Origin of the sequence: Aliidiomarina iranensis (assembly GCF_003987135.1) — a bacterium.
Lineage (GTDB): Bacteria > Pseudomonadota > Gammaproteobacteria > Enterobacterales > Alteromonadaceae > Aliidiomarina > Aliidiomarina iranensis.
Genome location: NZ_PIPJ01000007.1, coordinates 88108 through 103818 on the forward strand (window position 1 = coordinate 88108; position 15711 = coordinate 103818).

Annotated in this window: 10 protein-coding genes; 8 read left to right on the plus strand and 2 right to left on the minus strand. The window is 49.4% G+C overall.

Features of this window, described 5'->3' with window-relative positions; genetic code table 11:
* Nucleotides 1-58: 58 nt before the first annotated feature.
* From CWE08_RS09470 to CWE08_RS09490, 5 genes are all read left to right on the plus strand, one after another.
* Nucleotides 59-1177 (plus strand): arsenic resistance protein, encoded by a 1119-nt coding sequence (locus tag CWE08_RS09470; protein ID WP_126767787.1) that lies wholly within the window; start codon nt 59-61, stop codon nt 1175-1177.
* Nucleotides 1178-1309: 132 nt separating this feature from the next.
* Complete coding sequence (locus CWE08_RS09475; protein ID WP_126767788.1) at nt 1310-2314, plus strand: ArsJ-associated glyceraldehyde-3-phosphate dehydrogenase; 1005 nt, start codon at nt 1310-1312, stop codon at nt 2312-2314.
* A 379-nt stretch (nt 2315-2693) separates the two neighbouring features.
* Nucleotides 2694-3872: an organoarsenical effux MFS transporter ArsJ gene (gene arsJ / locus CWE08_RS09480; protein ID WP_126767790.1), complete on the plus strand. Its 1179-nt coding sequence runs from the start codon at nt 2694-2696 to the stop codon at nt 3870-3872.
* Between the two features lie 93 nt (nt 3873-3965).
* The gene (gene gltB, locus CWE08_RS09485) at nt 3966-8453 is read left to right on the plus strand and encodes a glutamate synthase large subunit (protein ID WP_126767791.1); all 4488 of its coding nucleotides are present in this window, start codon (nt 3966-3968) and stop codon (nt 8451-8453) included.
* Entirely contained in the window at nt 8453-9871 is a 1419-nt protein-coding gene (locus CWE08_RS09490) for an FAD-dependent oxidoreductase (protein WP_126767793.1), read from the plus strand. The genes gltB and CWE08_RS09490 overlap by 1 nt, the downstream gene beginning before the upstream one ends.
* Before the next feature lie 128 nt (nt 9872-9999).
* Here the strand turns inward: CWE08_RS09490 and CWE08_RS09495 are convergent, their stop codons facing one another.
* Nucleotides 10000-11118 (minus strand): hypothetical protein, encoded by a 1119-nt coding sequence (locus tag CWE08_RS09495; protein ID WP_126767794.1) that lies wholly within the window; start codon nt 11116-11118, stop codon nt 10000-10002.
* Between the two features lie 154 nt (nt 11119-11272).
* Entirely contained in the window at nt 11273-11719 is a 447-nt protein-coding gene (asnC, locus tag CWE08_RS09500; protein ID WP_126767796.1) for a transcriptional regulator AsnC, read from the minus strand.
* 164 nt (nt 11720-11883) lie between these two features.
* On the opposite strand from asnC, the gene asnA reads away from it, so the two are divergent.
* From asnA to CWE08_RS09515, 3 genes are all read left to right on the plus strand, one after another.
* Entirely contained in the window at nt 11884-12855 is a 972-nt protein-coding gene (gene asnA, locus CWE08_RS09505) for an aspartate--ammonia ligase (RefSeq protein WP_126767797.1), read from the plus strand.
* A gap of 259 nt (nt 12856-13114) precedes the next feature.
* A complete protein-coding gene (locus CWE08_RS09510) occupies nt 13115-13600 on the plus strand; it encodes a DUF3015 family protein (RefSeq protein ID WP_126767799.1) in 486 nt (161 codons plus the stop codon).
* 232 nt (nt 13601-13832) lie between these two features.
* On the plus strand, nt 13833-15701 hold the full coding sequence (locus CWE08_RS09515) for an Lnb N-terminal periplasmic domain-containing protein (protein ID WP_126767800.1): 1869 nt from the start codon (nt 13833-13835) through the stop codon (nt 15699-15701).
* Nucleotides 15702-15711: the final 10 nt, after the last annotated feature.

Consider the following 15711-nt stretch of genomic DNA (forward strand, 5'->3'; position numbering starts at 1 on the left):
GAAAATTTCTTGTGAGAAGCTTTCTTGAGAAACGTTCACAAAAAAGGAATTGGGAATCATGGGTATTTTTGAGCGCTATCTTTCTGTTTGGGTTGCTCTTTGTATCACCGGCGGCGTGGCCCTAGGAATCCTGGCGCCAGCTCTATTTGACGCCATTGCCGCTGCGGAATTTGCCCAAGTAAATTTTGTAGTGGCGGTGCTGATTTGGGCGATGATTTTCCCGATGATGACGCAGATTGAGCTAAGTTCAATTAAGGCCGCTACCCGAGAGCCCAAAGGCCTGATTCTTACTTTGGTAGTGAATTGGTTAATTAAGCCTTTCACTATGTTTGGCTTGGGTTATTTATTCTTTTTCGTGATTTTCGCGAACCTGATTCCTGCCGCTGATGCCTCGCAATATTTGGCTGGTGTGATTCTTCTTGGTGTGGCCCCTTGTACGGCGATGGTGTTTGTTTGGAGCCAGCTTACGAAAGGCGATCCGAGCTATACCCTGCTGCAAGTATCGGTGAACGATGTTATTCTGATTTTTGCCTTCGCACCTATTGCCGGTATGCTCTTGGGCCTCACTGATTTATCGGTACCTTGGGAAACACTTACCCTTTCCGTGGTTCTTTATGTTGTGTTGCCGCTTATTGCGGGTGTTTTGGTGCGCCGCGCTTTTCTCGGAAAGGCGAGCCCAATAAAACCCGAAAACTCAGCTGCCGCGCCAGAAACCAAGCACGTGCACGCGCAAACACCTGAAGCTCGCGGGCAAACAACAGCAGAACAACGCCTGGCTAAATTCCAAGAGCGCATCAAACCAATATCGATTTTGGGTTTATGCCTCACGGTTTTAATTTTATTTGGTTTGCAGGCGCAATCGATTATTCAAAGCCCCTTTGTCATGTTGTTGATTGCCATTCCGCTTATCGTGCAAACTTATTTTATTTATGTTGTTGCCCTCGGCGGCGCTTGGTTTATGCGCCTGCCCCATCGAATTGCCGCGCCCGCTTGCTTGATTGGCACTTCAAATTTCTTCGAATTGGCCGTGGCGGTTGCCATTGGTGTGTTTGGCATTACATCGGGCGCAGCTTTGGCTACTGTGGTGGGCGTGCTCGTAGAAGTGCCGGTGATGCTCTCATTGGTGGCATTATCGAACCGAATTGGGCCCCTGCTTAACAAACGGGCAGGGAATTAGCCGCAGGAATAAATTTAGAGTACATTTTATAGCAATAGGTTTGTAGCACCGAGTTTGTAGCAATAGATGAGTTATGAAGTATTTAGTAACGACATATTTTAAGAATAAAGAAACCGATAAAAGGAAGCCAATATGAGCAGTAAAAAATTACGAGTAGGTATTAATGGTTTCGGACGCATTGGCCGCTTGGCATTGCGCGCTGGCTTTACCAGTGAAGAGCTTGAGTTTGTAATGATTAACGACCCGGGCGCTGATGCTGCCACCATGGCACATTTGCTTGAATTCGATTCCACCCACGGGCGCTGGCCTCACGATGTGAGCGTAAAAGGCGATAGCATTATTGTTGATGGCAAAAAGCTGAAATTTAGCCGAGAGAAAGAGCTAGGTAAAGTAGATTGGTCGGCTTGCGATGTGGTGATTGAAGCGGCGGGCATTTTTAAAACCGCCGAAGCGCTACAACCCTTACTCGATCAAGGCGTGGATCATGTTGTGGTTACCGCGCCAGTGAAAAGCAAGGGCGTGCCGAATATTGTGGTGGGTGTAAACGATGAAGAGTTTGATCCGCGTGAGCATTCCATTGTAAGCGCGGCCTCGTGCACCACGAACTGCTTGGGCCCCGTGGTGAAAGTTATCAAAGAAAACTTTGGCATTAAGCACGCATCGATGACCACCATTCATGCGCTTACCAACACCCAAAGTATTCTTGATGCGCCCCACAAAGATATGCGCCGCGCGCGTTCGCTAGGCTCCTTGATTCCAACAACCACGGGCTCCGCCAAGGCCATCACGGTTATCTTCCCCGAGTTGGAAGGCAAAATTAATGGCCACGCGGTGCGGGTGCCTATCGATTGCCCTTCACTAACCGATATGGTGTTCGAAGTAGAAAAAGGCACCACTGCAGAAGAAGTAAATGCGGCGTTAAAAGCGGCCGCAGAGGGCGAACTTGACGGCATTCTTGGTTACGAGGAGCGGCCGTTGGTTTCCATCGATTACAAAACCGACCCGCGCTCTTCAATTGTGGATGCACTCTCAACCTTGGTTATCAACGGTACTCACGTGAAAATTTACGCTTGGTACGATAACGAGTGGGGCTATTCAAACCGCACTATCGATTTGGTGAAGCGTATTGCTAAATAAATGTGAACGGCGCCCCGGCGCAAGCATGGATTTCAAAGGCTTGGTGAGTGAATAGCTAGTTCGGGGTAGGGAAATGCGTTCTCAGGGACGCCGTAGATACGTCCATGTAGGCTTGGCTGCCGCATCCATGCGGCAGACACCCTGCGAACGCATATTCCCTACTCCGAAACACTATTCATTCAGCCTCTTATGTGAAATCCATGCTTGTGCCGGGGCGTTGCGGGGGAGGGTTAGGCTTTCGTAAGGGTGTATGCCGCATGGATGCGGCATCCAAGCCCACACGGATGTGTTCACGGCGTCCCTGAGAAAGCCTACCCTTCCCGCAGCGCCTCAAGTTCACGGCCTCCCAGCTGAGAATTCAGTAATGTAGAGTTAAAACATGAACATAAAACAATATTTAGTGATTACGGGCAATTATTGGGCGTTTACCCTTACCGATGGAGCGCTGCGAATGCTCGTGGTGCTGTTTTTCCATCAGCTTGGTTATAGTCCGCTCGAAATTGCTATGTTGTTTGTGTTTTATGAGTTTTTTGGGGTGGTTACCAACCTTGTTGGTGGCTATTTAGGTGCGCGAATCGGCTTAAACCGAACCATGCAGATAGGCTTGGTGCTGCAAATTATTGCGCTGGCGGCGCTTACCGTGCCTACCCAGTTTTTAAGTATTGTTTGGGTGATGTTCGCGCAAGCGATTTCGGGTATCGCCAAAGATTTGAACAAAATGAGCGCGAAAAGCGCCATTAAAATGCTGGTGCCCGGCGATGCCCACGGTACGCTTTATAAGTGGGTGGCAATTCTTACTGGCTCGAAGAATGCATTGAAAGGTGTGGGTTTCTTTCTTGGCGGTTTGTTGCTTACCTTGCTTGGTTTTGTGGGCGCGCTGTATACCATGATCGGGTTGCTTGCCGTGGTGTGGATAGCTAGCCTATTTCTATTGCAGGGCGAATTGGGCGTGGCGAAAGCTAAGCCAAAATTTAAAGAAATTCTCTCTAAAAGCCGAGCAATTAATATTCTTTCGGCGGCACGGATGTTCTTGTTTGGGGCGCGTGATGTTTGGTTTGTGATTGCGTTGCCGGTTACCTTGAGCCAGGTGTTTGCTTGGGATCATTGGCAAGTGGGGGCGTTTTTAGCGATTTGGGTGATTTTTTATGGTTTTATTCAAGCCATTGCACCGAAAATTGCGAAGGCTGATGCTTCTGCCTTTCTCTGGGCGGCTCTGCTCACCTTGGTGCCGATTACTATAGCGGTGTTATTGCAGTTTGGCGGCGCTTGGGGTGTAAGCCCACAGTTGAGCATTGTGATTGGCCTGCTATTGTTTGCCCTACTCTTCGCTATTAATTCTTCTTTGCATAGCTATCTTATTATCCGCATTGCCAGCGCCGATGGTGTTTCGCTCGATGTTGGTTTTTATTATATGGCGAATGCCATGGGCCGCTTGATTGGTACTGTGCTCTCGGGCTTGGTGTTTCAAATGGCAGGATTTGTAGCGTGTTTATTGATTTCGGCGCTCTTTCTTGCGCTCAGCGCCGTTATTGTGAAGCCTCTATCTCTAAAGGCATAAGTAAGCTATGCCCACCATTCATGGCGCTTATTCCGTTATTGGCCAATTCCTGATAGGTTAATAAGTTGTTATACGTTTCTTCAGGAGTTGTATATGTTGCAGAATTCTTTGTACGGGGCTGATACACAAGCCAATGATGTCCGTGATAACTGCGGCTTTGGCCTGATTGCGCAGCTTGATGGTGAAACTAGCCATACTTTGGTGCAGCGAGCGATTACTGCGCTTGATCGCATGATGCACCGCGGTGCCATTGGTGCCGATGGTAAAACTGGCGATGGCTGCGGCATTCAAATGCAACTTCCGGATTCGTTTTTTCGTGCGGTGGCGAGCGAAAATGGCTGGCAGCTGGGTAAAAAATATGCAGTTGGGCAAGTGTTTTTAAGTAATGATGCACAGCTGTGTAGCGCCGCGAAAACCATTCTTGAAGAAGAACTGAGCAAAGAAACCTTAACGGTGCACGGGTGGCGCGAGGTGCCGGTAGACACTTCGGTGCTAGGTGAAATTGCGGCTTCGAGCTTGCCGCGAATTGAACAAATTTTTGTTTCGGCCCAGCCCGGTTGGCGCAAAAAAGACCTCGAACGGCGGCTATATATGGCGCGCCGGCGAGCGGAAAAGAAATTGGTGTCTGACACCGATTTCTATGTCCCCTCTTTATCTTGTTTGGTGACGGTGTATAAGGGCTTGATGATGCCGGCGGATTTACCGCGGTTTTATCTGGATTTAGCGGATGAGCGCATGCAATCGGCGATTTGTGTGTTTCATCAACGTTTTTCTACCAACACACAGCCGCGCTGGCCGTTGGCGCAACCGTTTCGATTTCTGGCGCATAATGGTGAGATCAATACCATTGCTGGTAACCGTCAGTGGGCGCTCGCTCGCAGTTACAAAATGCATTCTCCGTTATTGCCGGATTTAAGCGATGCGGCGCCCTTTGTGGGGGAACGCGGTTCAGATTCTTCTTCTTTAGATAATAAGCTGGAAATGCTGCTTGCCGGTGGCATGGATCTTTTCCGGGCAATGCGCTTGCTGATTCCGCCCGCTTGGCAAGGCGACCCAACGATGGATCCGGAGTTACGGGCGTTTTACGAGTTCAACTCCATGCACATGGAGCCTTGGGATGGCCCCGCTGGGGTGGTGATGAGCAACGGCCGCCATGTGGCCTGTAGTTTAGATAGAAACGGATTGCGCCCTGCTCGCTACGTGATTACCAAAGATCGCACCATAACTGTGGCCTCGGAAGTGGGCACTTGGGATTATAGTGATACTGATGCGTTGGAAAAAGGCCGTTTGGGGCCTGGTGAAATGCTTGCGGTGGATACTTACAATGGCAGGATTTGGCGCAGCAAAGAGATTGATAATGATTTGAAGGGCCGCCATCCCTATCGTGAATGGCTAGATAAGCATATTTTGCGGCTGACGCCGTTTGAGGAATGCAAAGGCGAGGCGATTGGTGATCGGCTGTTTGATGATGCGCGCATGGCGGTGTATCACAAGCAGTTTTTTTATAGCGTGGAGGAAATTGAGCAAGTAATTAAGGTGCTGGCTCATGATGGCCAGGAGGCTACCGGTTCTATGGGGGATGATACCCCGGTGGCGGTGCTCTCTTCGCAACCACGGCTGCTTTATGATTATTTTCGCCAGCAGTTTGCGCAAGTAACGAACCCGGCGATTGACCCAATTCGGGAGCGACATGTGATGTCGCTGGCCACCTGTATTGGCCGCGAGCAGAATATGTTCAATGAAACGTCCGGCTATGCGAATCGGGTGTTATTTGAGAGCCCGGTGCTGATGTATACGGATTTGGAGCAGTTGAAGGCGCTGGATGATGAATATTACGCCTGGCGCACCTTTGATTTGCACTTTGATCCTGAGCAGCAGAGTTTGCAGGATGCTGTGCGCGCGCTGGCGGATGATGTTCAGGCGGCAGTGGCGAACGATAATATTGTTATTGTGATTCTTTCGGATCGCAATATTGCTAAAGGGCGTTTGCCAATTCCTGCGGCGATGGCGACGGGCGCGGTGCAGGCGCGGCTGGTGAATAGCCAAGCTCGTTGCGATGCGAATATTATTGTAGAAACCGCCTCGGCGCGAGATTCTCATCATATTGCCGTTTTGGTTGGCTTGGGGGCTACGGCGGTTTACCCGTTTATGGCCTATGAAACCATTGAGCAATTGGTGGATCAGGGCCGGCTGGATTTGCCGGTGCGTGATGCGGTAGTGAATTATCGTAAGGGTATTAATAAAGGGTTACTGAAGATTATGTCGAAGATGGGCATTGCTTCGGTTTCCAGCTACCGCGGTGCGAGTTTGTTTGAGTTGGTGGGGATTTCGGAAGCGTTGCAGCGTGAATGTTTTCCGGTTTGCCACCGCCGAATTAGCGGGGCTTGTTATGATGATTTCACGCAAGATTTGTTGCGTTTGCATCATCGAGCTTGGTTGCCGCGCAAGAAAGTAGAGCATGGTGGCCTTTTGAAGTATGTGCATAATGGCGAATACCATGCTTATAACCCGGATGTGGTAACCAGCCTGCAGGCCGCAGTGGAAAATCGGGATGCTGCCGCCTATGCGCGCTTCGCCGCCGCAGTAAACCAGCGCCCCATCGCCACCCTCCGCGACCTCCTCCACCTAAAAAAAGGTGCCAGAGCTCACGGACAACGACCCCATCTTCTGTGTTCCGATCTTTTTGAGCGGTTTGATACGGCGGCGATGTCGATTGGGGCGTTGAGCCCGGAGGCGCATGAAGCCTTGGCGATTGCGATGAATCGCTTGGGTGGGCACTCGAATTCCGGTGAAGGTGGTGAAGATCCAGCGCGCTTCGGTACGCTGAAGAACTCGCGCATCAAGCAAGTAGCCTCTGGGCGTTTCGGCGTTACCCCGCATTATCTGGTGAATGCGGATGTACTGCAAATCAAAGTGGCGCAAGGTGCCAAGCCCGGCGAAGGCGGTCAGCTTCCGGGCGAAAAGGTAACCGCGGAAATCGCCCGGCTGCGCTATTCCGTGCCCGGCGTAACTTTGATATCACCGCCGCCGCACCATGATATTTACTCTATTGAAGATCTCGCACAGCTGATTTTCGATTTAAAACAAGTGAACCCCAAAGCGCTTGTTTCCGTGAAACTGGTATCCGAACCCGGCATCGGCACCATCGCCACCGGCGTTGCCAAAGCCTACGCTGATTTAATTACCATTTCCGGCTACGATGGCGGCACCGGCGCCAGCCCCCTCACTTCAGTGAAATACGCCGGTTCGCCCTGGGAGCTCGGCCTCGCCGAAGTTCACGAAGCACTGGTAAGCAATGGCTTGCGCCACAAAGTAAGGCTACAAGCCGATGGTGGCTTGAAAACTGGCTTAGATGTGATTAAAGCGGCCATTCTTGGCGCTGAAAGCTTCGGTTTTGGCACCGCCCCCATGATCGCCTTGGGCTGCAAATACTTACGCATCTGCCACCTCAATAACTGTGCCACCGGCGTGGCCACCCAAGATACCAAACTACGCCAACAATATTTTAGCGGCCTGCCCGAAAAGGTAGAGAACTATTTCCACTTGCTCGCAGAAGAAGTAAATACTTACCTACAAGAACTCGGCGTTGAAGATATCACTCAGCTTATCGGCCGTACCGATCTTCTGGAAAAAGTAGCCACCGGCCTCAACCAAAAACAAAGCAAAGTGGATCTATCGCCATTACTCGCATCCGCCGGCATCGAATCGGATAAACCGTTATTTTGCACGGAAAATAACCCGCCGCACGATAAAGGCATTCTGAACCAACACCTATTGGCCGAGTGTGCCCCCGCCATCGCCGAGCGTCAGCGTGCTGAATTTCAATTTGCTATCCGCAACGATGATCGCTCGGTGGGTGCAGCACTCTCCGGCCTAATCGCCAAAACTCATGGCCTCCAAGGCTTAGCCGGTTCACCTATTCGCCTACACTTCAACGGCACCGCCGGGCAAAGTTTCGGCGTTTGGAACGCTCCCGGCCTACATTTATTTTTAACCGGCGATGCCAATGATTATGTGGGTAAAGGTATGGCTGGCGGCCGCATTACACTGAAACCCGCCGCTAACGTAGAATATGCCTCCCATGAATCCGCTATTATGGGCAACACTTGCCTCTACGGCGCCACTGGCGGCCGGCTATTCGCTGCAGGTGTAGCTGGCGAGCGCTTTGCCGTGCGCAACAGCGGGGCCATTGCCGTAGTGGAAGGCATTGGCGATCATGGCTGCGAATACATGACCGGCGGTGTGGTGGTAGTACTCGGCAGCACCGGCATTAACTTCGGCGCCGGCATGACAGGTGGTATGGCCTACGTGCTCGATGCCAACGAAGATTTCGCCCAGCGCATTAACCCTGAATTAGTAGAAGCACTCGCTATCGAAGAACCCATTCTAAAAGAACACCTGCGCGGCTACATTCATGATCATGTGGAACACACCGGTAGCGAGCGCTCGCGGCAGATTCTTGCTGATTTCGAAGCTTGGCTGCCACGTTTTCGCCTAGTGAAGCCGAAAGCACGCGATATCCGTGATTTACTTGGCCACCGCGCCCGCTCTACCGGCTCAATTCGCGTGGAGGTGATGTAATGGCGAAAAATATCTATCAATTTGTTGATGTTGGCCGCGCAGAACCCGCCAAGCGCGCGCTCCGCGAACGCCAAATAGAGTTTGTGGAAATTCACCAACCCATGGCAGACGTGCAGCTCGAAGGCCAAGCCGATCGCTGCCTAGATTGTGGTAATCCCTATTGCGAGTGGAAGTGCCCGGTGCACAATTACATCCCCCAATGGCTCGAACTCGCGGCCGCCGGGAAAATTATTGAAGCGGCCGAACTCTCGCACCAAACCAACAGCTTACCGGAAGTGTGCGGCCGCGTGTGCCCGCAAGATCGGCTCTGCGAAGGCGCTTGCACACTTAATGATGATTTCGGCGCGGTCACCATCGGCGCCATCGAAAAACACATCAACGACACCGCCTTTGCCATGGGCTGGCGTCCGGATTTATCCCAGGTTGAACCACTACATAAGAAAGTAGCCGTTGTTGGCGCTGGCCCGGCTGGCTTGGCTTGCGCCGATGTACTCGCGCGCAATGGCGCACAGGTTACCGTGTTTGATCGCTATCCAGAAATTGGTGGCTTGCTCACCTTTGGTATTCCTGCGTTTAAACTGGAAAAATCGGTAATGGCTCAACGCCGAGAGATTTTTACCGGCATGGGTATCGAGTTTGAACTGAATTGCGAAGTGGGCCGCGATATCCCTTTCGCTAATTTAGTAAGTGATTACGATGCGGTATTTTTAGCACTCGGTACCTACAAAGCGGTGGATGGCGGCCTACCCGGCCTTGAAGCAAAAGGGGTGCACCCTGCCTTACGCTATTTAATTGGCAATACTTCGGCATTAATGAAATACCCCATGCCCGATTACCCTCATATTTCACTAGAGAAGCAGCGGGTTGTGGTGCTTGGTGGTGGTGATACCGCCATGGATTGCGTGCGCACTGCGGTTCGCCAACAAGCAACATCCGTAGTTTGCGCCTATCGCCGCGATGCTGAGAATATGCCGGGTTCACGCAAAGAAGTGCAAAATGCCCGGGAAGAAGGCGTTGATTTTCAATATAACTTGCAGCCATTGGAAATTATTGCCAACGAACAGGGCCAAGTAACTGGTGTACGCTTTGTGCGCACAGCGCTAGGCCCAGCCGATGCCGCCGGACGCAGAAGGCCTGAGCCGGTAGCTGATTCAGAGTTTGTAATGCCCGCCGATGCGGTGGTGCTCGCTTTTGGTTATCAAGCAAACCCGCCAGAGTGGTTGGCTGAGCATGGGGTAACCTTCAATGATTGGCGTTTAGTAAACACCCAAGATGAGCATGCGCTGCATCCGTTGCAAACCGAAAACCCGAAAATATTTGCTGGCGGCGATATGGTATTAGGTGCTGATTTAGTGGTTACGGCCATCGCCCAAGGCCGCACCGCCGCAGAGAGTATTTTAGATATGCTAACCGCTTAGGTTGTTTTTACGCGGGGCTGCTGGGGTAGCGCCCAGCCCCTAGCTCCCAGCTCCCTGCTCCTAGCACGGCAAATGGCTCGTTCCGCTTGCTAGGCGCACAGCCCCCGCGAACCGTTCAAAGCTCATCCTTAAAAATGAGCTAAGATCGCTTTTGCATTCTCGTTACCGGCTGCCGCCGCTTCGCGAACAAGCTCTTCTCCGTAAGCGGCAAGCTCGGGATCAGCGGCAAAGGTGTAAAGTTTGGTGCCATAAAATGCCATCGCCGTTAAATCACCTTGAGAAACCAAGTATTCACCCCAAACCCTAGAGCTTGAGTGAATAGCTAAGTAGCGCTGCGCAGTTCGGTAACCACCCCGAGCCGCACGCTCAAGCCAATCCCGTGAGTTATCCGATGCCTGCAGTAATCCTTCATGCTCAAGCCGAGCGCCACGTGTGCTCGCTAATAATGTTAAATACATCTGCTGTTCTGGCACGCCGGCCATGGCGAGGCTGAGGGTTTGCTCATAAATATCGTTAATGGTTTCGTATTCGTCATCCTTCGCGGTTTCTATTTCGAACAATAGCCTTACTGAAAGCGGGTACGGCTTCTCTACTTCTTCATAACGCCAGGCACCTTCAACACGGTTATATTCGCGGATAAACTCTCTTGGTACATTTTCAACAGGTAAGGCTGTTATCACTTTTCCTTCTGGTGAAACAACTTGCATCACCGTTAACCAAGTTTCCATCCTACGAGCAGCATAATCACGGGGATACCGCGGTGCTCTAGCACGAGTGCGTTCTGGCCGCGGTAGCTCTTTTTCTGCGAATCTTTCGTAATCTAAAAGCACTTCCACTTGATTTTGCAACGCTGCAAATTGTGCCTCTGCTTGCGCAAGCTCTTCAGCATTAAGATGAGGCTCAATCTGCTGCGCCATATGCTCAGCATCTGGATGATTCCATTCGCTTGCCGCCTGCAAATACGCAAGGGAACTTACCGGATCATAATCCGCGCCTTGTGCTTCAATGCTCATCAACCCCAAATAATAGGCGGCATCGGCGCTCGCTAGCGGGAGATATGCTTGCATCTGCGCAAACGCTGAGCTGAAATCCTTTTCAGTGTAAGCCATGATCGCATGGCGCATTGTGCGTTCATCATCTGTTTGGGCGATGGCGGGAGCACTGAGTAGTGTTGCAGTTAGGGTTGCAGCTAATGTTACAGTAGTGATTAAAAAAGCAGAAAGAATGAAGTGAGCTATCCAGCGCATGGGGTATCCTTTTATTTTGTTATTGTTCTATTATTTCACTAGTTAAGCCTACAGCTTTTAAAAACACTTCACAATTCCCAAATCAGTGTATAAAACATGCAAGTGCGGGCTTATCGCAACCACCATGCCAAACGCCCCGGAAGCGGGGCTAATGCTACGCGAGAATGCTGCGTTGAATTGGGCTTTGCAGGGATATCAAGGTTTCCGTAGATTGAATCTCATCAATAACTTGTAAGCGCTCAATCAACATCTTCTGTAAATCCTCGATATTACGCACCATTACCTTGATGAACACGCTGTATTGGCCGGTTGTGTAATAGGCCTCAATCACTTCGGGCAGTGCCTCGAGCTTTTTTAACGCAGAGGGATAATCGCCCGCTTGGCGGAGCGTAATACCAATGAAACAGGTGATATCGTAACCTAACTTTTTCGCATCTATAGCTAGTTTGGCCCCGGTAATGATGCCTGCCTTACGCATTTTCTCCACGCGCACGTGAATGGTTGCTGGCGAAACATGATTATCTTTGGCAATTTCCGCATAAGATTGCCGGGCGTTTTCGGCTAACGCGTTCAAAATGCTTTTATCTAATTTATCGATCATCTACTTAATCATCCTAATTACTAACGTGAGGTAGATATTTTCTAACAATATAGCCTATTTATTTAAATAATTTACAGCACAATAGCAAATTAACAAATGAGTGTTGAATAAAGGTGTGCTTTAACGATAAAACTAATACATCAAACATGTATTGGAGAAAGATCATGAAAGCCAGTTTTATTAGCCGCCAGCAAGAAATTCGTTATATTAAACATACCTTTACCGAGCAACTCTGTGCTGCTCTTAAACTAACTGAAGTGCAAGCGCCTTTGTTAACAGATCCCACCCATGGCACCCAAGATACACTCTCCGGTTATGAAAAGGCCGTGCAAGTATCCGTGAGCTCGTTACAACATCAATATGAGGTTGTGCATTCTTTAGCCAAGTGGAAACGCGGTGTACTCGGCCGCTACGAATTTGCCGATGGCGAGGGTATTGTGGCGCAGATGAAAGCCTTACGCCCTGATGAAGAGGCACTATCGGAAATTCACTCGGTTTTAGTGGACCAATGGGATTGGGAACAAGTGATTGCGCGCAGCGCCCGCACAGAGGCTAAGTTACACGCAACGGTGCGAAAAATTTATGGTGCCTTAAAGGAAACATTATTGAGCTACACCGAAACCTTCAAAACCCGTGAGCCAATATTAAAATTGCCAGCAGAAATTCACTTCGTAACCACAGAAGATTTGCTTGGGCGTTATCCAGAGCTTACCGCGAAGGAGCGCGAACATGCCATTACCGAAGAGTTTGGCGCCGTATTCTTACAAGGCATTGGCGGCGCTTTAAGTGATGGTAAAGCTCACGATGTGCGCGCACCGGATTATGATGATTGGCAGCTGAATGGCGATATTTTGGTATGGAACCCAGTACTTGGTAAATCATTAGAACTGAGCTCTATGGGCATCCGTGTTGATCGGGCCTCATTGTTGAGGCAATTACAGGCTTCCGGTAGCTCTCAGGCTGCTGAACAGCCTTGGCACCAACAGCTGCTTGCCGAAAAACTGCCGCAAACCGTTGGCGGCGGTATTGGCCAATCTCGCCTTTGTATGTGGATGATGCAATTGCCTCATATCGGCTACGTTCAGCAAAGCGTTTGGGCGCCGGCAACCCATGCCGCCCATGCGGAGCTGCTTTGAATTGCAAAAAATAGTTGCGAAAAAAGAGTTGCAAAAAACGTGGCGAAAAAGAGTAGCGAAAATTAGCCCTATCAACACCGCTATGGGGGTGAATTTCAAATTCATTCCCATTCTGGTAAATGATTTGTGAAAATTTACTTTCGCCGGGCTATTTACTAAAGCAAAAAGAATGGTAAATTGAGCCGCGCTTTGCCTATTTTGCAAGGCATGAAACTGCACGTAAAAGCAGTGATAGTGGACAATATAAAAGGGAATAAAAATGAAAAAAATATTATCTGCAGGTTTGTTAGCTCTTACCGTATCGGCAATTTCAGCACCAGCTGAAGCTCAAAGCGACCCTTTCGGTGGCTTAAACCCATGGTTAGATTGTGGTATTGGTGCTTTAATTTTTCCAGATCACGAAACTGTGGCTGCGATTTCAAACATCATCTGGGATTTGGGAACAACAGCGGTAACGTCAGCCTCTGTTTCACCAAATAGCTGTAATGGTAACCGTATTGTTGCAGCGCAATTTGTTACTGATTCATACGCGAATTTGGAAGAAGAAATTGCCCAAGGTGAAGGTGCCCACCTACAAGCGATGTTAAGCTTAATGCAATGTGAAACTGCAGCGCAACCAGCGGTAACAACCATTCGTAGTAACTTTGCTGATGTTATGGGCAACGAAGAATTTGTAACCTTAACTCAAGAGCAAAAAGCTGAAGCTTTGTTCTATGTTACAGAAGCGGCTTGCACATTAAGCTAAGCGTTTTCAATATCCACTGGCTAATGCAGTTTTGTTAATTCGGCTTTATTGGTGAAGCCTTATTGGTGCAGCTTTATTAGTTGCAACTAATAGGGTTGCAGCTAATAGGCTTGCAACTAATAGGCTTGCAACATGGATAACAAAACTACGCTAAACATATGCGGCACATTACAAAGTGCCGCTTTTTTTATTCAGCCTAGATACTTTTTTTAATTGCAGTTCGGGAATTTCCATGAGGTTTACCGCCTTTTTGCTTTCAGTTTTACCGATTCTTATTTTATCTTCAGCTTTAATTCCCATTACTGCAGAAGCAAGCGCCTCACCTTCAGCAGCGCGCCTGCAAGTGCTAGCTGAGCACCCCGATTGGCAAAACCTTCTACACATTCCAAAAAATGGAAACACCAGCGAAATCGAGAATCAAAGTTTCTTTGTTGCCGATAATGGCCGTACAAATGCTCATGCAGAGCTAATCGCAACGCTTGCGTTGTTTGCAAGTGATCATCCTGATACCGCTGATCACCCCCAATGCCGCTACCCTGCTCGATTTTTTTGGCTACAAAATCAAGGCTTATTAGAAAATGTTGCGGCTGCATCTTGTAGTGATTTTAAGGATTGGGCCGAAGTAACAAGATTAGAATCCTCCAGCCTTATTTTTGCCGATGGATTTTTAGGAAACCCAGCCTCTTTTTACGGCCATCTATTATTGAAAAACAACACTCACGCTGATAATTTCGGTGCTGATTTACTAAATAACAGCTTAAATTTTGGTGCCTCGGTAGCCGATGATGAAAACCCAGTGGTTTACATTCTGAAAGGTTTATTTGGTGGCTACCAAGCCACCTACAGCGCCTCACACTTTTATCGTTATAACCTCAACTACTCAGAAGCCGAATTGCGTGATTTATGGGAATATGAATTAAACGTTACCGCTGAGCAGGCCTATTTGTTAGCCGCGCATAATTGGGAGTTACTCAACACGGCCTATACCTATTATTTTACCCACCGTAATTGTGCCTATCATTTGGGGCGAACTTTAGAGTTAGTGCTTGATGAACCGATTATGTCGCGTAATGAGCCATTCGTTTTCCCGATCGCCGTTGTAGATCGGTTGGTGGATAGTACGATTACCGGCGAGCCCGCAGTAAAAGGGATTCGCCACATTGAATCACGGCAAAGCCGATTCCGGCATAAATTTTTGCAGCTCACAGAACTTGAGCGCAGCGCCGCTGAAGAATGGGTAGATTCGCTTGGCCTTGAGCAATCTACATACCTGAATTTAACCGATGCGAGCAAAGCGCGCGTGGTTACCGTGCTCATTGATTATTATGAATTTTTAATCAGCCAGAATCGTGCTGATGAGAGCTTAAAGCAGTTAAAGAATCAAGTATTGCTTGCTCGCATGCGGCTACCGGCTGGGGCTGTTGCGTTTTCACCCTCTGCAGCTACGCCGCCCCATGAAGGCATGGGCGGCTCGATGCTTCGGCCGCATATGATTCATAATAGTGAATTCGGCGCGGGATTCGATTTCACCTATCGCATAGCCTACTACGATATGCTCACGCCTGATGCAGGCAAGGCTCCAAATTCAGCGCTATCAATGGGCGAGTTGAGCCTAAGATGGCATGAGCATAGGGACATTGAGGTGGCGAAGCTTTGGGCGGTAAATATTGAGAGCATGAATATAAACCCAACCGGCTTATCGGGGGATGGTGGCCGAGCTTGGATGCTAAGAGGTGGTTGGGAGAGAAATTATCTTGCCGATGCAGGCCAAGATCTTCGGTTCTTCGTTCGGGGTGGTTTAGGGAAAGCTTGGCATGTAGGTAGCGCTCGCCTTTACGCTATGGTTGACGCGCAAATTAATGAACGTGATGAACGGGGCAACGAGTTTGCGCTCATGCCAAAGCTTGGCTTTACATATGCCTTTGCTGGTGACCAAAGTAAAGTAAGATGCGAAACGCAATTTCAACAGGGTAATGCTTCGAATCAGTGGGGTTTTCGCTGTGATGCCCGAGTAAGCCACGGTGACGATTGGGATATTCGCTTGGGTGTTGCGCGGGAAGATTACACCGAAGGGTATATGGGTATTTCTTTGTATTGGTAACTGTACTTTT